The sequence below is a fragment of the Leucobacter manosquensis genome (assembly GCF_018304845.1).
Lineage (GTDB): Bacteria > Actinomycetota > Actinomycetes > Actinomycetales > Microbacteriaceae > Leucobacter > Leucobacter alluvii.
This window is the reverse complement of record NZ_JAFEVO010000001.1, coordinates 1,967,659-1,986,232: the sequence shown is the minus strand read 5'-3', so window position 1 is coordinate 1,986,232 and position 18,574 is coordinate 1,967,659. Positions and strand designations below refer to the sequence as shown.

At 63.6% G+C, this 18,574-nt stretch carries 15 protein-coding genes; 2 read left to right on the top strand and 13 right to left on the bottom strand.

Going from position 1 to position 18,574, the window contains the following annotated elements; all coding sequences use genetic code 11:
- Positions 1–104 precede the first annotated feature (104 nt).
- From JSQ98_RS09220 to JSQ98_RS09210, 3 genes are all read right to left on the bottom strand, one after another.
- Positions 105–4,907: a helicase gene (locus JSQ98_RS09220; RefSeq protein ID WP_211649365.1), complete on the bottom strand. Its 4,803-nt coding sequence runs from the start codon at positions 4,905–4,907 to the stop codon at positions 105–107.
- Positions 4,908–4,954: 47 nt separating this feature from the next.
- On the bottom strand, positions 4,955–5,572 hold the full coding sequence (locus tag JSQ98_RS09215) for a hypothetical protein (protein ID WP_211649363.1): 618 nt from the start codon (positions 5,570–5,572) through the stop codon (positions 4,955–4,957).
- 214 nt (positions 5,573–5,786) lie between these two features.
- Positions 5,787–6,164 carry a hypothetical protein gene (locus JSQ98_RS09210; RefSeq protein WP_211649361.1) on the bottom strand — a complete coding sequence of 126 codons (378 nt, stop codon included), beginning with the start codon at positions 6,162–6,164 and terminating at the stop codon, positions 5,787–5,789.
- 148 nt (positions 6,165–6,312) lie between these two features.
- On the opposite strand from JSQ98_RS09210, the gene JSQ98_RS09205 reads away from it, so the two are divergent.
- Positions 6,313–6,936: a hypothetical protein gene (locus tag JSQ98_RS09205; RefSeq protein ID WP_211649359.1), complete on the top strand. Its 624-nt coding sequence runs from the start codon at positions 6,313–6,315 to the stop codon at positions 6,934–6,936.
- Positions 6,937–7,002: 66 nt separating this feature from the next.
- On the opposite strand, the gene JSQ98_RS09200 is transcribed toward JSQ98_RS09205, so the two are convergent.
- Entirely contained in the window at positions 7,003–7,800 is a 798-nt protein-coding gene (locus JSQ98_RS09200) for a hypothetical protein (protein ID WP_211649357.1), read from the bottom strand.
- Positions 7,801–8,134: 334 nt separating this feature from the next.
- Here JSQ98_RS09200 and JSQ98_RS09195 point away from each other — a divergent pair, with 334 nt between their 5' ends.
- Positions 8,135–8,503, top strand: a complete 369-nt coding sequence (locus JSQ98_RS09195) for a hypothetical protein (protein ID WP_211649355.1) — start codon at positions 8,135–8,137, stop codon at positions 8,501–8,503.
- Positions 8,504–8,984: 481 nt separating this feature from the next.
- On the opposite strand, the gene JSQ98_RS09190 is transcribed toward JSQ98_RS09195, so the two are convergent.
- The 9 genes from JSQ98_RS09190 to JSQ98_RS09150 form a co-directional block, all read right to left on the bottom strand.
- Positions 8,985–10,817, bottom strand: coding sequence for a TraM recognition domain-containing protein (locus tag JSQ98_RS09190; protein WP_211649352.1), 1,833 nt, complete (start codon positions 10,815–10,817; stop codon positions 8,985–8,987).
- A gap of 27 nt (positions 10,818–10,844) precedes the next feature.
- Positions 10,845–11,333: a hypothetical protein gene (locus JSQ98_RS09185; RefSeq protein WP_010155279.1), complete on the bottom strand. Its 489-nt coding sequence runs from the start codon at positions 11,331–11,333 to the stop codon at positions 10,845–10,847.
- Complete coding sequence (locus tag JSQ98_RS09180; protein WP_249290791.1) at positions 11,330–12,823, bottom strand: ATP-binding protein; 1,494 nt, start codon at positions 12,821–12,823, stop codon at positions 11,330–11,332. Before JSQ98_RS09180 ends, JSQ98_RS09185 begins: the two co-directional genes overlap by 4 nt.
- Positions 12,823–14,310 carry a PrgI family protein gene (locus JSQ98_RS09175; RefSeq protein ID WP_211649350.1) on the bottom strand — a complete coding sequence of 496 codons (1,488 nt, stop codon included), beginning with the start codon at positions 14,308–14,310 and terminating at the stop codon, positions 12,823–12,825. Before JSQ98_RS09175 ends, JSQ98_RS09180 begins: the two co-directional genes overlap by 1 nt.
- Before the next feature lie 6 nt (positions 14,311–14,316).
- Positions 14,317–15,648, bottom strand: a complete 1,332-nt coding sequence (locus tag JSQ98_RS09170; protein WP_211649349.1) for a hypothetical protein — start codon at positions 15,646–15,648, stop codon at positions 14,317–14,319.
- Between the two features lie 14 nt (positions 15,649–15,662).
- Positions 15,663–15,977 carry a hypothetical protein gene (locus JSQ98_RS09165; RefSeq protein ID WP_211649347.1) on the bottom strand — a complete coding sequence of 105 codons (315 nt, stop codon included), beginning with the start codon at positions 15,975–15,977 and terminating at the stop codon, positions 15,663–15,665.
- Between the two features lie 117 nt (positions 15,978–16,094).
- The gene (locus JSQ98_RS09160; RefSeq protein WP_211649346.1) at positions 16,095–17,222 is read right to left on the bottom strand and encodes a M23 family metallopeptidase; all 1,128 of its coding nucleotides are present in this window, start codon (positions 17,220–17,222) and stop codon (positions 16,095–16,097) included.
- Positions 17,222–18,094: a hypothetical protein gene (locus JSQ98_RS09155; RefSeq protein WP_211649345.1), complete on the bottom strand. Its 873-nt coding sequence runs from the start codon at positions 18,092–18,094 to the stop codon at positions 17,222–17,224. Before JSQ98_RS09155 ends, JSQ98_RS09160 begins: the two co-directional genes overlap by 1 nt.
- A complete protein-coding gene (locus JSQ98_RS09150; RefSeq protein WP_211649344.1) occupies positions 18,091–18,540 on the bottom strand; it encodes a hypothetical protein in 450 nt (149 codons plus the stop codon). Before JSQ98_RS09150 ends, JSQ98_RS09155 begins: the two co-directional genes overlap by 4 nt.
- Between the last annotated feature and the right edge of the window lie 34 nt (positions 18,541–18,574).

Sequence of the window (18,574 nt, the reverse complement as noted above, 5' to 3'; positions counted from 1 at the left end):
ATTTGATGACGAATCTGGGACGTCCACTCACTTGACCGCACACGAAAGCGGCGACCTTGCATCATCGAAATGACGCAAGGTCGCCGCTTTTGGCCTTCCTACGGCTACATCGTGTGTCCACTGCTCATTGTTTGCTCCACGGTGTGTTGCGCCGTCGCCGTCGCATCTTTCGGTCCCGCGGCTTCTATTTCGAGCTCACGAATGATGCCGGCGAGCCGCAACTGCTTCTCAACCAGCTCATCCTTCCGGGGCCACTTCTCCGCACTCATCACCTGCAGCTCCCGCACCTCGCCTCGGGTCGACAGCAGCACATCCTCATGGCGATCGATCTCATCGGGGATGGTCCGAGCGTGGGATTCGAACCCCTGAGAGATCATGCCGACTTCGCCGTCCATCGCCCGCGACCACAGCATCTTGTACTGCAGCGCGTGGATCGTGCGGCCCGCGTGGAACTCCACGATGGGATCGTTGCTCGCCTTCGGGTTCCACCGGAGCCGTGCTTCCCAGTCCAGACCACCCACCGACACTGTGAACTTCAGTGGTGCCGGGTAGCCGGCGTTGTTCGTCCCGAAGTACGGCACTGCCGCTCGAGCGCGCTCGAGTGTGGTGCGAAACGCTGCCCCGAACTCCTTCCGGTCCCGATATGTCGGTGCTTCCGCCCAACTCGACGGCTTCACCCGCCCCGAGAACGCATCACCGCGCGTCTCGACCACCTTCGGAGCCAAAGACCGCAGCACCTGCAAGTCGTGCTCGAATACGCCGACCTGCTGCTCCAGCATCTTCTGCCGAACCTCGATCGAACCGATCTTGCGCTGGTGGCCACGCTGCTGCCTGGCGAGCTTCTGCGTCTCGTTTCGGAGGTTCGCGACCTCCAGAATGCGCATGTCGCCCGCGGTGATCGCCTGCATCTCCGCGAACTGCAACGCCATCTCGGTCGAGTTGTCGACCTCGCGTACGTCGAGTCTGCCGGTGAGCACCTGCTCGATGAAGGCCGCCTTTCTTGCAAGCGTGCCCCACATGTACGAATCGAACGAGCCCTCCGTCGCATACCGGAGCAGATGCACCTCCGGGTTCTGGTTGCCCTGACGAATCTCCCTACCTTCGCGCTGGGTGACGTCGGCTGGCCGCCACGGCGCGTCGACGTGATGCAGCGCGATCGCGCGCGCTTGCACGTTCGTGCCGACGCCCATCTTCTCCGTCGACCCGACCAGCACCTGCACGCGGCCGTCGCGGGCCTGCTGGAACAGTTCGGCCTTCGCCTGGTCGTTGCTCGCCTCATGGATGAAGCGCACCTGCGCTCTCGGAACCCCACGCGAGACGAGTTGATCTCTCAGCTCGTTGTACGCATCCCAGCGGCCGTCAGTTGCTGGCGTACCGAGGTCCGCGAACACGATCTGCAACGCACCGGGAGTGGGGGACACCTCGCCCCATTCATCGAGGTACTCGCGATCCTTGTTCTCGTCCCAGATCTCGAACACTTTGTCGGCCACGACGTCGATCTTGGTGGTCTCGTGGTCTTCCGGACCCGGCTCGTCCATGAGGCGAGCATCGAGGGCGAGCGCGCGCCCGTTTGACGTGATCTTGAGCATGTTGTCGTCGGTCGGATCGACGGTGCCGTTTCGCACCGCTTCGCCCCGGTCAATCAGATCCAACATTCCGGCCTCCTGCGCCGCAGTAGCGGGTACGACCACCATTTCTGGTGCCCGATTCCCGTCACTGTTCTCCACGAGCTTGGGCACGGGCAACGCCAGATCCGCTTGCGTCTTCACGTCTCCGGGTACGTGCCACATGCGCAACAGCTCGGGCACATTGCGGAACTTCGTCGTGCGGGTCTTCACCTGGAAGCCGCCCCCGTTGGGTTTCGCCTCAACGGCGGTCACCTGCTCCGTGAATTGCCTCGCCCAATCATCGGCTGAATACACTTGCGCTTCACGCAACAAGTCAGGCCGCATGTACCGCATCATCACGTACATCTCGATCATCGAATTCGGCAACGGTGTGGCCGTCGCGAGCGTCGTCACCCGCGACTGCCCCAGATGCTCACGGTGGTACCAGAGCTTCATATCGAGATCCGTTGCACGGTTCGAACCGCCGCCCTTGTTCAGATCCTCGACCTTCGTCATTACCGTCAGATTCTTGAACTTGTGCGCCTCGTCGATGCAGAGGTAGTCGATCCCCGTCTCTTCCCACGACACTCCTTCGTCCTGTGGGAGGTCGATCTGAGCCTTGAGCTTTTCCTCGGCTTTCGCGACATCGGCCTCCAACCGCTTCACCGAACGCTCCGAGAGCGATGAGTTGAGCTTCGCTTCTAGAACCTGCTTCAGTTCGCCCAGGCGCTCCTGCGCGTACACGGTTTTCGCCTCACCCAGCCCGATCCGCTCGAACGCAGAGTGGGTGAGAATCACCGCGTCCCAGTCACCGGTCCGGGCGCGCGCGACGAACAGTTTCCTCCCGTTCTTCGTGCCCGACGTCTGAATGTCGTCGCTGCCGGCAGCGAGGACTTTCGCCCGCGGGTAGATCTGCTTGTACTCGCGGGTGAACTGCTCCAGCATCTGATTCGGGACGATGATCGCGGGCTTGTTCACCATGCCGAGCCGCTTGAGTTCCTTCACGCCGAGCACCATTTCAGCGGTCATTCCAGCTCCCACCTCATGGAACAGGCCCGTCGCCGGTTCAGCGAGCATCCGTGCGACTGCCGCGTGCTGGTGGGGGCGCGGCTCGAACGTGGCGGCTTTCCCGGGGAACGTCAGCTCGACACCGTCGTAGGAGCGCAGCACGATCCCGTTGTAGAGATCGTTGTAGCGCTCCTGCAGGCGCTCCACACGCTCCCCGTCCTGCCAGAGCCAGTCCTGGAATGCCTCGTGGAGCTCCGCAGCGCGTTCTTGCAGTGTTTCCGTGGCCACCTGGTCTACGACGTACTTGCTGTCGGGGTCGGGCTTGTACGTCACTTGCAGCGACCTCCCATTGATGATGCGATCAAAGACGGTTGACGCGCTGAGTTTCACCTGGTCGCCGCTGACGCCCCACTTGCCTTCTGCCGTCTGCGCGGGCTTTCCGACGGTGCTGAATTTCCACTCACCGTCGATCCGCTCGATCGCTTTGACTTCCTTCTTCAGCTCGTGCTCCAGGAACATCGACACGTCGTCGACGGGCACCCAGCCGGCCCCGAACTTCACGTCAATCTCCGCGGGTCCAACTTCCTCGGGAATGACCTGCTCCAACGCGTCGAGATGCCGTTGGAACATCGCATCGGCGGCCGCGAGCTCACGCATCTCCTTGCGCTTCTGCCGCACGTTTCCGGACAGGAACTCGCCTGCGGGGATATACGTTTTCCGGTCATCGGGGTTCAAGAACACCAGCTCGCCCAGACGCTCCGGCACGGACGCCTCGTCGACGTCGAGCAGCTCCGCAACGAGCGGCACGTCGACGTGCCCGACCCGGTCGAGGGAGACACGGATCGCATCTTCAGGTGAGTCGACGCGGTGCACCTCGGTCACGGCACCGACCACGCGTTCCGTGAACACCGTCGCCTTCCGCGCTTCCCCGGTGTCTTCGTTGTATCGCTCGAGCGCGACGACCGTCGCGAAGTGCGGATCTTGCCGCAGTGCCCGCACCGCAGCCGGGTACCGGCGAATGATGCTCGGGTCCTTCCCTGCCCGCTCTTTCACCGTGACTGAGACGCGGTTCACCGGCCCAAACTTCTCCACGTACCGGTCGTAGATGCCGTTCAGTGCCTCTCGATGTCGACCGATCTCCGGGGTGTCGTCTCTGGTCGACGCCTCTGCCTCCAGCAGCCTTACTGCCGCGTCGCGCAGACGCACCAGGTGCTGCAGTTCCGCCACTGCATTCTTCGGCACGGTCACCGGCTCTGGCCCGTCGAGCCCCACCTGAGTGAGGAGGCCCGTTTCCTCGTCGACGCCGATATGCCCGATCACCTGATCGGGATCCTGCACGATACGCGCGACCGGCCGATCCGCCACCACCTGGCCGGCTGCCTGCCACGCCTGACCATTCGCGATCGCGTCATCCACGATGCGTTCGAGTGAGTGCCGAAGTGCTGGAGCCACCGCCGTAGCGGATACGTCGGCCGCGGTGACTGTGAGCTCCGGCCCGAACTGTCCGAGCCGGGTCCCGAGTTCACCCAGCACCCTCTCGGGGTGATCCTCGAAGTAGGAGTTGATCGCCGCGGTCCCGGCTGCCCCGTCGACGTCGACCGTGCGCAACCAAGCAGGCTCACTCTCAGGCGCTTCACCCAGGTGGCGCCGGAACACGAGAACGTCGATCGTTGCGTCAGTGCCGGCGATCTCGCCGTGAGCTCCGCGCGGCATGCGGACCGCGCCGAGCAGCTCCCCGTACTTCGCGATCTCGCGCCGCGATCGCGCCGTCTTCCCATCCATCGTCCACCGTGACGACATCACCATGACGATGCCGCCCGGCTTCGTCTGCCGCAGCGATTTCACGATGAAGTGATTGTGGAGACTGAGCTTCGCCTCGTTGTACGCCGGATCGTAGAGCTTCGTCTGCCCAAACGGCACGTTCCCGATCGCCAGATCGTAGCCGTCATGATCGAGGAACGTGTCACCGAACGACTCGTTCCGCACCGTCGCTCCCGGGTGCAACAGGCGCGCGACCCCGGCTGTCGTTGGGTCAAGCTCCACGCCCGTCACTCGCTGGCCCGGGCGCGATTGGCCGATGAAGTTGCCGGTGCCGCAGCCGGGCTCCAGCACGCGCGCGTCTGCCGGCACTCCGAGCCGGTCAGCAGCGTCCCACATCACTCTGACGTAGTCGGCGTGCGTGTAGTGCGCGTTCAGGACCGTGCGCCGTGCGGCACCCCACTCCGTGTCGCCCCACATCTCCTGCAGCGCTTCACGATCGGCGGCGTACTTGGTCGAGTTCGGGTCGAACAATTCCGGTGTCGCACCCCAACCGGGGAAGCGACGCAACTCATCGAGTTCTACTTCGTTGGGTTCGCGGCCTTCTCGAAGAAGTCGCTGGAGAGTGCGGACCGCAGACACTCCTCCGCCCACCCGGGAGACTGCTCCGGCTCCTGTTCCAGGAACAGGCATACGTTGAACAGGATCGACCCCTGTGCGAGGGTCAGCGCCGGCCCTTGATAGTCGTGACGGGTCGCCGTCTGATCCGCCCACGCGAGGAACTTCTGCTGCAGCTCCGGCAGTGCCCACAACTGCTGCTCGTCCGAGTCCGGCAGGTTGAACGGGCCCTCGTCCAGCACGTCCCAGCTCAGACCCGAGCTCTCCCCGTTGAGTCTGATCTGCTCCTGATCGAATTCCTCCCGAATCTCCCGATACGAGTCGACCTGACTCGCGCTCGCGATCTCCATCCCGTCCCGGTGGAGGAACCACAGCACCGTCACCGGGTTCGGCTGCTTCGTCAGATCCTCCACGCCCACCGCCAGATGATCCAGCCACGTTAGGGACGCCTCGTACTCGTCCCGCTGCGAGATCTCCCTCAGCACTGCCAGATCGTTGTTGACCTGACCAACCCGCCGCAAATAGTCCGTCGTCTCCGGCCACGACTGCTGCAGTTTGTCGAGGCTCTCCTGATCGTGCATGTGCTGTTCCTTCCGTCGCTGCTGCTGTCTCAAATTCGCCCCACAGGTCGAACGCCATCTGGGTATCCGGTACCTGCTGCTTCCTACGTGCCATTCTGGCCCCCACCTTCGACGTCTCTCGGCTTCATGCCCCTTGAAGCCCAGACACGCGCAGTCCCACAACGGACAGAGGGGGTCGCGCTTAGAAGCGCGACCCCCTCTCATCACCGCAAGGTCAGGAGATGACGCGAGTCACCTCCACCTGACGATCGCGCTCCCGCTGCTGCACCACAGCATTGCCTTGGTACTGATCCGCGCCGAAGGCCCGCACGTGCGCTGAGGACTCCGCCCAGGACTCCGGACGACGCCCTTCCGGTGTATCCATCGCTGACGTCAGGTACCGCTGTTCGGTGGCGTCCATCAATCGAGGTCCGCCATAGAGAAGTCGCGCCTTGAAATCCTGAATACTGCTCGAATCCTCGGCCATCTTCTGCAACTGCAGTTCAGTATGCGGGCCGATACGCCCCGCCGCTCGCAGCTCATCGACGCGTTGCCAGAACTCGAGGTGTTCGAGTTCCGCCACAACGCTTCGCTCAGTCGTCTCGGTATCCATGCTCTGTCCTCTCGATCAGGTATTGGTACCTCAAGAAGGGGCGGGCAGCGCATACACGAAAGCGGGGTTGGCACGATCCGTGCCGACTGTGCTCGTGCGAGGATGCCAGTAGCAGTCCGAGTCAATGACGATGGGGGAGGGCTTACTCATGATCGACACCACAGTCACGAGACCGGAAAAGCAGGCGATGGATCAGCGGCTTCTCGCCGCGGGCGCGTTGATCTTGGCGGGGGCCGTGTGTAACTTGGCCGCCCCTTGGATGACCGTCTGGGGTGAGATTTCTTCTCTTACTCTGATCAGCGCTGGATATACCGTGTTGGCGCTTACTGGCCTGGCATCACGGGGCCCGCTCGGCCGTCGCCGGTTTGCGGCATATTGCGCACTCTTCTACGCGGGCTGGTCTTTTGTCTGGGGGATGCTCGCGCTTTCAACGGTTTTCGGTGGCGAGGGCAGCGCTCCGCTGTGGCTCATTGCAGCGTCACCCTTTGCGATCGTCATCGGCATTTCAGTCGCTCTGATCAGCGCAGTTACCGCGGCGCGATCGCTGCAGAGCTTCGGTAAGTGGAAGTGGGTTCCCGCGATCATGTTTGCCGCCCAGATCGTCATCGTGCTTCTCAATAACTTGCTCGCCCTGTTCGTGCCGATTCAGGGCGAGATGAGCGAGATTTGGGCGGTGTTCTTCCCGGTTTCGGCGGCCGTGACGATACTGACTCCCATCGCCATCGGCGTGCTCACTCTGGTCTTCACTGCAGTCACCCGAGACCGCGAGTAGGCGCTCGGGCGCACGAAAAGAGGGGCCGGCGCTTTGGCGCCGGCCCCTCTCGTTATGTGGATGTCGTTACATTCCGGGTGTCTGGGAGGCGCTTGCGGCTACGTCACGTCGCGCCTGATTCACCATCGCCCAAGTATCGTTCGCGGGCGGAGCGGGGATCGCGGCCGCTGCAGCTTCGTTCCAGCTCATCGCGTGCCCGCCACCCGCATATTCGTCAGCGACGCTCGATACGTAGGCCACGACTGCCTCGTTCGCACCTCCGGCACGCAGCGCGCTCACTGTTGCCTGCCCGAGCTCTGGCACCGGCAGCGCCGGATCATCCCAGGCAGCAACGACCTGGTCGGCGACAGCACCGTCGATGTACCGCTTGCCCACGACGTCGTGCAGTCGGCTGACCACCGTCGCCCGCGCGGCGGCTCGCGCCCGCTGGTCTGCCTCCGCGTCGACGGCCTGAGTGGCGGCCTGCGACGCCTGCTGCGATTGCTGCTGCTGACGCGCGGAACGGTCGATCGAAACCTTCCGCAAGCGCGGATTGACCGACACGGCATCAACGAACAGTTCCTTCGACGCGAAACTCTTCCCGTCCACTTCTCGCGTGCTGTCGCGGATGTTGCCCCACAACAGCACCGGGTCGCCGTTTTGCAGGGTGTCCCGCACCCAATCGGCGTCTGCGCCTTTGAAGCGGGCCTGGTACCAGACCTTGTCGCCGTCTTCCCAGTCGCCAGCCTCGTTCTGCACTCGCTGCTGCTCAACGACTCCGACATACAGCGCGCGGGGCTTATCGTCGGTCGCTTCGAAGTATCGCGCTTCGCTCAGGTCTCCCAGGTTCGCCTTGACCAGGATCATGATTGGACTCCATTCCATGATGGGCGAGCGTCGGATCGGCCGCCTCACCCCGTAGATAGCGCCGCCAGCGCAGCCTAAGTCAGGCGTTGCAGATGCGCCAAGTGCAACTTCATCCCCTCTCGCTCGCGAGCAAGAAAGGGCAACGTAGAAACGCGGACTCCACGTTCAAATCGCGCCTCCGCCAGAATTGCGGGTACGAGCTGTACAAATCGAGGCCCGTGGGGACAGCGTGTTTCGGGGCGGCTTCCGTGTACTACGGGGTTGTCAGTGGGAAGACCAATGATTGGAACGGCAGTTGAAACGACCGGTATCTCTCCAGGTAGGCCGCTTACTGTTGTGCGTTGCTGCCGTCATGTTCGGAATCTCCGGATGGGCCTTCATCAGCAGTCTGAACTTAGGTCTGCCCGCTCCAATATGGGGAGGGATTCTTGTGCTGATCGCAACGATCACAGGAGTCTCAGGTACCTGGTTCGTCAGCTACGAGAAGAACGCTGCTGCCTGGCTTTCAGCTGTTTTCCTCTTGATTGGAGTTTCCCTGCTGGCTGGTCTGATCATCATCAAGACCGGGTGGGGCGGAGAAACCAATATCGGCGCTGGCGGAATCTTCTTCATTGGGATGCACCTGCTGCCCGTGGCTGCAGTGATCGCGCTCCTGACCGTCATCGTGACATGGGTGCGGGACTCCCGCGCTCGAACACGGCACGCTCATATGTCTGAGTAGATGCGTCTGGTTTGCATGGCCTGCGCCTGAGGACCAACAAATAGTGCGGGGCTGCGGCGATATGCAGCCCCGCACACTTCATAGGTAGGCCCTCAATGATCTGGGAGACGGTGGCTCATACGTGCCGGCCAGGATCGCGAGCGCCTGCCGGTTCGCTTGCCGCTTAGGCAGCTTCCGCCACGAACGAGACGAATCGAGCAGCTGGTGTAACTCCGTGTGACAGCTTCGGCACATCGGCCACAGATCCTCGTGCGCCTCGTCTCCGAGACGGTCGTAATCGCAGTGATGCAGGTCATCCCGGTCCAGGTTCCACCCGTTCCCGCACCCGCCCCGGCACAGGATAAGTGCCGGTGCAATCCGAGCACTTTCCTCCAGAGCCCATCGCGCACGCCGGCTAAACCATTTCGCGGACCTGATGTAGTCGGCGTAGAACGCGCGGTGCGCGTTGCGCCCCTGCGACTGTCGCGCCCACGGATTCAGATCACGCATGAGCGTTCGCGTGCTCTGCGATCTGTTCGGTGTACCTCGAGGTTTCCCGAAACGATGCGTCAACCTGCTCGGCATCCTTCATGCATTCAGCGAATCGGGGGTGCTCCGTGAACGGCTTGGTGCGGATGACGACGGGGGAGAGGTTGCGGTAGAACACAAACGCGTAATCGAGATCCATTTCGCGGATCTCTTTCTTCGAGAACGCGGCACGCTGCTCCGTGCTGTACTGCGCGGACGGGTCACCGCTTCCCAGCGTCTGCGACTGCCGCTCCACCCACACATCACCGATCAGGTTCGAGATTTCTTCGAGCGCTTTCGTGTCGCCGCCGCCAGGGAGGATGATCTTCGTCGGCGCCGCATCCCAGAGCGTCGCCCCGACCTGGTTGTCGCCGAACTGCTCGAGCTGGTTCTTCGACTGGAACGTGGCCACGACCACGCGCCCGTACCCTCCACCCGCGGTGATGATCTCGTACATGCCCTGGTACTCGATGTTGCCGGCCTCATCGAGCACATACGACACCGGAGGATCAAGGCGGGAGCCGGGGGACGCGGCCGCGATCCCCTTCGTGATGTAGTCGAACTCTGCGAGCAGACCGTCATTCATGCGCGTGTACTCGGGGGCTGCCATCTTGTCGCCCACGATAAAAACCGAGCCGCGGCGCAGGATGAAATCGACCAGGTCGACCGTCTCCTCTTCGTCGGGTTTCATCCACCAGCGCGCCGCACGCGAGCCCATGAACGCGAGCACCGTAGGGAGCACTCCCCAGCTCGTGGCGCGCTGCTCGGCAGGCATGCCCAGCACGTATTCGAGATGGTCGGCATGCTCGGGCATCCCCTCGGGATGCTCTCGGATCATGCGTGCCGCCTCTTGAGCCATCGTGGGTGACATCACCCACCCCCAGATCTCGTCGACGCCGACACCGCCGCACGCGGCCGCGTGGAACAGGTGCCCCGCGAGCTGCTTGCCGAGAGCATCCCAGTGGCCACCGTTCGACGTCGACCCGCCGAACGCCCCAGCAGGGATCAGCGCATTCATGCGACGCACCAGCGTTTCCTCTTCGACGCAGCCGGCCACGGGATCCCATTTCAATGTGCGGCCGGTCTCCTTGCCGCCTTCCACGCCCGGCGCCCAGATCAGGGTGGGGGAGCCGGCGCGCTCACGCGCGCGCATCGTGATCTTCGCGTTGTCCAGACGCACGCTCGTGGTGATGACCGCGCCTGGTGCATCCAGGATCATGCGCAGCAAGAACCGAAACCCTTTACCCGAACGCGACGGGCCAATGAGGATGATCGCATCCTCCACACGCGACCACACATCCATTCCCCGGAACTGTCCGAGCCAGTACCCCACCCACTCGGGTTTGATGAGCTTCCCCGCAAGCGACGGCCGCAGCTTCGGGCCACGCTGCTCCACCAACTGCTTCGTACCCAGCTCCCGCTGCACATCTTTCTCGGAGGCGAGGCCCGCACGCAATTGCGGGTTCTTGCGGCGCTTCATGCTCCACCACACGATCGCGCCTGCTGCAGTACCGAATACGCCCAGCAGCAGTACGGCGATCGCCCAATGCAGCACCACTGAGCCGGCCATTCCGTACGCCTCAGCCGGGTTTGCGCGTCCCCACTGGGCGACGTACTGCAGCACACCGAGCACCTGGAAGTTGCGATTGCCGTTGATCGCGAGCACGATCGCCTGCGTGATCGCCTGCACGACACCGAGCAGCATCGCGGGAAGCATGATGAACACGACGACGCGCTGCCACACTCCCATCATGCGAACGACGCGGCCGAACTCGGATGCGGGAGCGACGCGATCTGGAGAACTCATCAGGAGATACCTTTCAGGAACGGGGGTTCAGAGGGCAGGAACAGCGCGCGTGAGACTGTCCCGGTAGACGCTTCCCGCACGCACGGCGAGATCCAGCACGTCCAGTGCGGGACGAGCGGGACGGCCCGCGGTGCGGGTGAGGTATGACGCGTAGCCGGCGATGATGTGCGGCATCGCGAGCAGCAACTGGCACACCTCGTCACGGTGCGGGGAGTGCTCCACGAACCGGCCGGCCGCTTTCAGTGGTCGCAGCGCGATCGCGGGGACCTGGAACGGTGCCTCGCGGGCGACCTGCGACACGCGTTCGAGCTGTCCGAGGTACAGCGCCACTTCGTCGGCGGCGCTGATGAGTCCGCCGAATCGGTGCTCCATGAGCCTGGCACCGGCCATCTGCACGAGATCCACGAGCAACGCCCACGCCTCCTCCAGGTAGGGGTCCGTGATGCCCGGGTCGCATTCCGCGAACAAGGTGAGGGATTCGTCGACGAGCGAGTCCACTCCGTTGTCGGTGTTCATGCTGCGACCCCCAGGGTTTCGTGCTGCGCCTCGCGGGCGCGCATCGCCCGGTCGGTGTCGAACAAGTTGCGCTCCCACGCCGTCGACGTCGAGCGGCCGTCGATCACGAATGACCGCTCGTCGGCCTGCAACAGGCACATACCCTGCTGCCCCGAAAAGCTCGCCAGCATCGCAGCCTCGCCTGGGGTGAGATTCCCGGACTCGACCGCGCGCCTGCGCGTGCGATCGCCCTGATGGAACGTGAACGAGACGGCGTACTGACGCAGCAGTTTCTGCGCGAGCTCCCGCTCTTTCGAGCCCTGCGTACCGACCGAATCGAAATCGCCATCCTCGTGAACGGCCATCATCAGAGAGATGCCGTACTCCCGGGAGAGCTTCAACTGCAGCTCGTGCGCTTCGAGGCCCTGCAGCGTCTTCATATCGCGCCACCCCTCCTCGCGGATGACCTGAATCATCCGTCCGGCCGACTTGTTGGAGACGACGTTCATCACCCAGGAGTTCGTGATCGTCTGGGTGAGGGCGAGCGCGAGATTTCCGCGTTTTTGCATCGCGTACGTGTCGAACACGGTGTACGGCGAATCCGGGTTGAATCTGACCGTCCCTTCGTCCTCGAACATGCCGGCGAGATTGCCGGTGAGCATTGGATCGAACAGGAATCTGAGCCGCCGTTCCTCACCGCGTTCAAAGCGGCCGCCGCGCGCGTTGCTGAGCGCGTCGGCATCGTCGATCTTTTGCACGACCTTCCTGATCGTGGGATGGTCGTTGGTTTCCCGAACGACTTCTTCAAGCGCCCACGCCAGGATCGACTTCTCAATCGCGGTGAGGGGTTCCTCGTCCTCGAGGAGGAGTCCCGCGAGCTGCTGGGCGACCAACTGCCGGGAGGCGTGGATGCGCTGATTGTGCTCGATCTCGGTCTCTTTGAAGTGCCGCTCGCCCTTCTCAAACGGGTTCACGCGCACGTCCGTGCCGAACGCCCCGACGCGGTACCACTGGCCACCGAGCGCTTCAGCTACGACCCCGTGCTCGCCTTTCACGTCGCTGGTGTTGATCGAGATCACGCCGAACAGCACCCCGAGCGCGACCATGCGTTTCATGAAGTAGCTCTTGCCTCGCCCGATGCCGCCCTTGAACAGGACGTTGGGGGAGGTGATGATGTCCTCGTTGTACATGTGCCATGCGTGAAACGAGAACGGTTGCCCGCCAGAGGTGCGCTCAAGCCCGATCACCGGTCCCGCAACGACCGGCACGTCGGAGAACGGGAACGGGTTCAGTGCCGCCCACTCCCACCCGGTCCCGGTGTGCTGGGGGAGCTTCAGGTCTTTGGTGTGGCCGAGCATGATGCGCCCTACGCGAGACAGATAGGGTGCTTCTTCCACGTCGACGGCCGCAGCGGCCTCGTCGCCACCAACGGTGTGCATTTCTTGGAGGATGCGGCGTTCTTTCCTCGACAGCTTCTGAGGGAGGAACGCCAATTGCTGGTGCTGATTCATTACATGCCCGTTCCGGCTGGGTACGCCACTGTCATGAGCGCAGCGGCCTGCTGATAGGTGAGTGGAACAAGTTCGATCGAGGCAGTGCTGCCCGCGAGCTCCATCGACGTGCAGCTGCGGAGGAGCGCTTCATGGCTCAGCGCCGACACGACCACGAACCCGGTCCAGGCCAGCTCGCCCTGCCCGTTGATGAGGTCTTGCTCGCGCGCATCAAGGTTCTGCCAGTCGGAGTTGTCCGCGATCGTCATATCGTTGCCGCGCCGCGCCTTCAGCGCCGCGTTCTGCTTCCACGACTCTCGCTGCTTGCGGATGCCCTTGAGTGCCTGTTCGATCGGGACGGGTGTTCCCACGATCTGCAACGTGTGCCGCACCGGGATACCCGCGGAAGTCTCTGCGCTTGCCACCTCGCCCATGAACCCCGGCAGGGTCTCCAGCCGCGGATATTCCGCGATCCAGTACACGCGATGGAACGCTGAGTCGGTCTCGACATGGTTTTTCTCGTCGATGCACGACATCGGGCCTGCAAGCTCCGGGGCGATGCCCTCGAAAGCGGTCCCCAGGCGGATGTCGATCTTGCCTTCCGCGACTGGGTCGACAATGCCGCGCCCCCACGCGCCCCACTCGCGAGGAGAGGTCCACACCACCTTCGTGAAACCTGCGACCCGCAGCGACTCAGTCGTTGCTGCGATCTCCTGCTCGACCATGCCGAGGATCCCGGCCTTTCCGCCGCCGAGGTCTTTCGCGGCCGCACGCCCCGCACCACCGCCGGCGTCGATGGTGAGCGTGATCGACTGCGGGTGCAGAACGCTCTCTTCGGCCACACGCGTGAGCGCTTCCTGATACGACTCAGCGAGATCTCCGGTCGCACCGAGCGCGTCGAACGTGCGCTGCTCGCGGACGATCGTTCCCGGCCGGGTCCGCTCCTGCATCGAGACGCGCATGATCTGCCGGCGCCGCGTCCACGAGCCCGCAACGCTCATCAGAGCAGCAGTGAGGTGCTCCCGGTCGTGCGCGGTCATCACCTGTGTGCGGTGCCTGGCCATACCGGGAGAAGTCACCATGCAGGTAATCGACGCCGTCTGCCGTGCTTTGTCCCAGACGACGGCGATCCCCGAGGGGGACTCCCAGATCTGGAACCGATCTTCGAGCCCTGGAAGCTGCAGCTCGCCGCGAATGATCGGCTCTGCCCGCTTCACGCGACGCTTGAACATTGTTCGTCCCATCATCTTTCTCAATCGAAAACGTGTCGCCCAGACGAGCCACAGCGTGAGTGCGATCCCGTGCCGTTTAATCAGTCCCGTGATCGCGAGCGGTGACATCAGAATTGCCACGAACACCGCATTGAACGGCCCTTGGGTGACGACGGTTGCCAGCACCGGGGCGATCGCGATCCCCAGCGACCAGATGCCGGGTTTGTCGATACCCAGGACCACGCCCTGGGAGGCGCGGCGGGAGAAACGAACTGTCGCCAGTTCTTCGTGAGCCATCAGTTATCACCACTTCGGAGTTGTAGGCGTTCCCGGCTTCGGTTGCGGCACGCTGCCGCCACCGGGCGCGGGAGGTGCAGGGGCGGACGGAACCTGAGGAGACCGGCCGCTGCTGACGCCGCTGCCCGCGCTCACTGGGGCCCCGCCAGCCGGCGCTGGTGCTCCACCTCTGCTGCCACCTGCGCCGCCGGGTGCTCCGCCAGCCGGAGTCGCACCGCCACCCGTCACAGCGCCGTTCTTGGCTGCGGCCGAAGCATCGCTCTTGCCGGAAGAATCGCCCTGCTGCCCCTTCGAGCTGGTGGGGGAGCTTGACGCCTGTGAGCTCGTCGACGTCGCGCTCTTGGCCGCACCCGCAGCGCCTGAAGCGCCTGCAGCGCCCGCAGCGCCGGCCCCGATCTTGCCCGTGGCTGCCCCCGCTGCGCGCTGCACCGGGGCAGCCGCTTTCTGACCGGCCTGGCCGGCCATGCCTTGGCCGGCCATGTTCTCGTTGCCTGAACCGAGGAACGCGAAGAACGAGTACGACATCATCGGCATGAATGACACCACGAACAGGCCCGTCATCACCGTCAACGTTTGTGGCGAGAACAGCGCCATCCCATCCGACGTTTTCAACAGCATTGCCAGGATCCCGAACATGAGGGGCTTGGCGAGCAGCAACGCGATACCCGCCATCGCCCACTTCTTCGCGATACCCCAACCACCAGGCATCGGCACAGCCATGAACGCGAGCGGGGAGAACGCGATGAGCACCATCAATCCCAGATTGCGGAACGCGAGCGCGAACGACATCAGCAACAGCCCGAGGAGGATGCCGATCAGCATCAGAATCATCGGAATGGCTGAGCTCAGACCCGTGAGGGTAAGCGCTGCCCCGCCCACGTCCGACCCGGTGCCGCCTTGCACGACGGTGCGGAACAGGTTCTCGAACCCGTCCTCACCACCGATGCGTTTGAGCGCGAGCTCACTGAGCTGATTACTGATCGCGAGCAGCTCGCCACCGAGGGCGAGCGAGAGGAACGTGGAAGGTATCGCTGCGGCAATACTCAGCACGGACACCCACAAGCGGCGGCCTTTCATCGACAACATGCCAGTCGACACCCCCACGATGCCCGTGATGAGCATCACGACGATCGCGATCGCGAACCAGTTCGAGGCTTCACCGATCGCGTTATCCCACAGCGTCGTCCCGGGGGCGAACTCCTGCGAACCCAGTACGGTCTGTGCGAGCCACCCGATGAAGGAGCCCATGCCGCGTGCAGTCGATTCTGCGCTGACGCAGATGGGGTAATCGAGACCCGGCGTGCAGCCGAGCTCGATCTGGTCTTCCAACAAAAACACGATGATCCCTGTGCTTAAAACAGTGGGATGTTGCCGAAGAACCTCATCATCGCGACGATCGACCCCAGCACCGCGGCTCCGATACCGGCGACAGCAAGCGCCACCCACGCGCGGGTCTTGTTGCGACTGTCCAGGCCGGCAAACATGAGCAGGCACCCAGCCGCGATGAACGCGACGATGCCGACGACCGTTCCCACGGCGAGGATCTGGTTCACGAGCGTCATTCCGGCCCGTGCGGGACCGGTGCTGAAGTCCGCGTTGATATCGGGCACTTCGAGCACCTTACGAACAGTCGTTTCGGCGATCGCCGAGAAGGAGGGGAGAGACATGAAATGTGTCCTTTCGAGGTTGGTGGATCGCCTCATAGAAGACGGGGACCGCGCACCCCGCGCACAAGAAGAAGGGGGTGCCCCGTTCCCGGAACACCCCCTCTTCGCCCTTTCCTCTCACATCGGGTACAGGTCGCACCCTCCGGTGCAGGGACCCATCGTGACTCCTTGCTCGCGCATGAACTTGTATGCAGGCGTAAACGTCCCCCAGCTCGTGGGGTTCGGTCCTATCCGGACCTCGAAGTGCAGGTGGGCGCCGTTGACGCACGATCCCGAGGCGCCGGAGTATCCGATGAGCTGACCGGCTTTGACGTGCTCTCCTGCTGCCACGGCGAATGAGGACATGTGCGCGAACGCGGTCGTGTACTGCACGTCGTGCTGGATGCCGATGACCATCCCCCCGCACCCTTCGGAGAGGTCGAAGACCTTCCCCGCAGCGGGCGCGTACACGGGGGTGCCCGTACCGACGTGCACGTCCATCGCGCCACCAGCGTGGTTGGGGTACGTCGCCCACGTCTGCATCCCCACGGGGTTCGCCCAGCCACCCACGACCTGTGGGGGAGTGCCGCCGTCGCCACCCTCGCAGATGGCCGTGGTGTCACCCAGCGCTGCAAGCACTGCGTCGGCGTCCGCCGAGCGTTCCTGATACCGGTCAGGAAACGCACTGACCTGCACCATTTGCGCGGCCTCACCCAACCCCATCGACTCCCAGCCGGGAATGTCGAGCAACCCGCGCGGGCTCCCACCGTTCGGGCCACTCGGACCACCGAAGAACGCACGAGCGGCGAACTCAGGTTTCATCAACTCGGCCGGCGTGCCCCACCCGGAGGACGGACGCTGCTGCATGATGCCGACCGAGTCATGGTCAGACCCCATGCCCTGGTTCGGGAGCAACAGCGACTCGGGGACGCCCGTATTCGCCAGGTTCAGAAGATCCGACTCCACGAGCGACACCATGATCGCGATCTTCACACCCGAATCGGGGACCTCCATCTCCGCTGCGGCTGCACGGATCGCTGCCGCGTTCCCGAGTTGCTCACTCGAGAACCCTCCGGCAGCCTCACCAGTGGTGCACGTCCCGGACTCCCCGGTTCCGACAGCGATCGCCATCGCGGCGCCACCGATGAGGATCGCCGGCAGCATCACGATCAGCAGAATCAGGGCGAGTACGCCCGCAATGATGCGCCGCCCAGTCTTTGACTGAGCAACTTGGACCGCAACTTTCGCGGCGATGGGTGCAGCCATTAGTAGCTCGTCTTCCAGCCATCCGGGTACCGCGTCATCAGCGAGGTCACACCGCACACCCCACCGTCAGCGGGCGGATCGCAGTACACCGCGAGGGCCACTGGGTAGCGCTGCGTGGTTGCCCCTTCACCGGCATCAGTCGCGGTCTCTACCCGCACCCAGTACAGCTCGAATGACGCTTCGGGATCGATGTCGACGGTGATCTGATCAGACGGTTTCGTCCAGTACGACCCACCGGAATACTCCTCCATCTCTTCCTGGTCGTACACCTCGATCGCACGCGACGTGAGGCTCGCGCCGTAGGATGCGAACCCGCCGAAACTCTGCGTATCGCCGAGCAGCCACCACCACCCGTCAGGGGAGTACTTCTCCGTCGCGAGCATCTCCGGGGCGCGGTCGATCAGCTCGTCACCGTAATAGGTGTCACCGCCGAACGCCTTGACCTGCAGCCCGTCACCCGGGCCGACGTAATCGGAGCTTGGGCGCATGACCCGTGAGAGGGATTCTTTGCGGAAATCCTCGACCCACTCGATCTTCTTCGTATCCGCCGACATCAGCACCTGTGCCGCAGACGCCGCGGCGACACGCGGATCTGTGGTGACCTCCATCGACGCGAACCCGTCATCTCCTAGCGTCGGAGCTGCCGCAAGCTCCTGAACCGCTTCTTCCGCCTCTTGCTCGGGGGCTGGCTTGTCACTGTCGGTCGACTGCGAACTGTCACGCGACGGCCGCGTTTCGTTGGTAGCCGCGGTGTCGCCCGGGCCGATGATGATGCCGATCATCACCACTACGACCGCGGCCGCGAAACCGCCGGCGCCGGCCGCGACCAGTCGGGGCTTCCACTTCTTCCAGTTGGCCTGCAAATTGCTCATGACTCTTCTCCGTTTTCGAGGGCAGATGATTCAGACACGTCAGGTTCAGCGAACGCCACCAGCTCGCGAGCGAACTCGTCCAGATCCACCGACCACATCGCAAAGTCAGTGGTCGACGAATCTGCCCATGACGGGCGGTGCTGTGCCAGGTGCTTCGAAGCTGTGCAGCCGGCGTCGCCTGTGAGAGATCGCATTCGCTGCCGCCAGAGACTGAACTGGTACTGGAAGTCGATCGCGGCAGATACGGGCGGGCCGAGCTCCATGTTGAACTGCTGCTGCTGCCGATACTGGAACAGCGCCAACAGCTCGTGAATCATGGCCGAATGCCGATACCAGCACCGCGGCACCACCTGCTCACTGAGGGCGAACTCGCATACGATCTTCGGCACCCACTCACCGAGCACGCTCCGGAGTGTTTCGCTCTGCGCAACCGCATCGAGCGCCATCCAATCGATCGGAAGCTCAGGCACCCCCCGCACG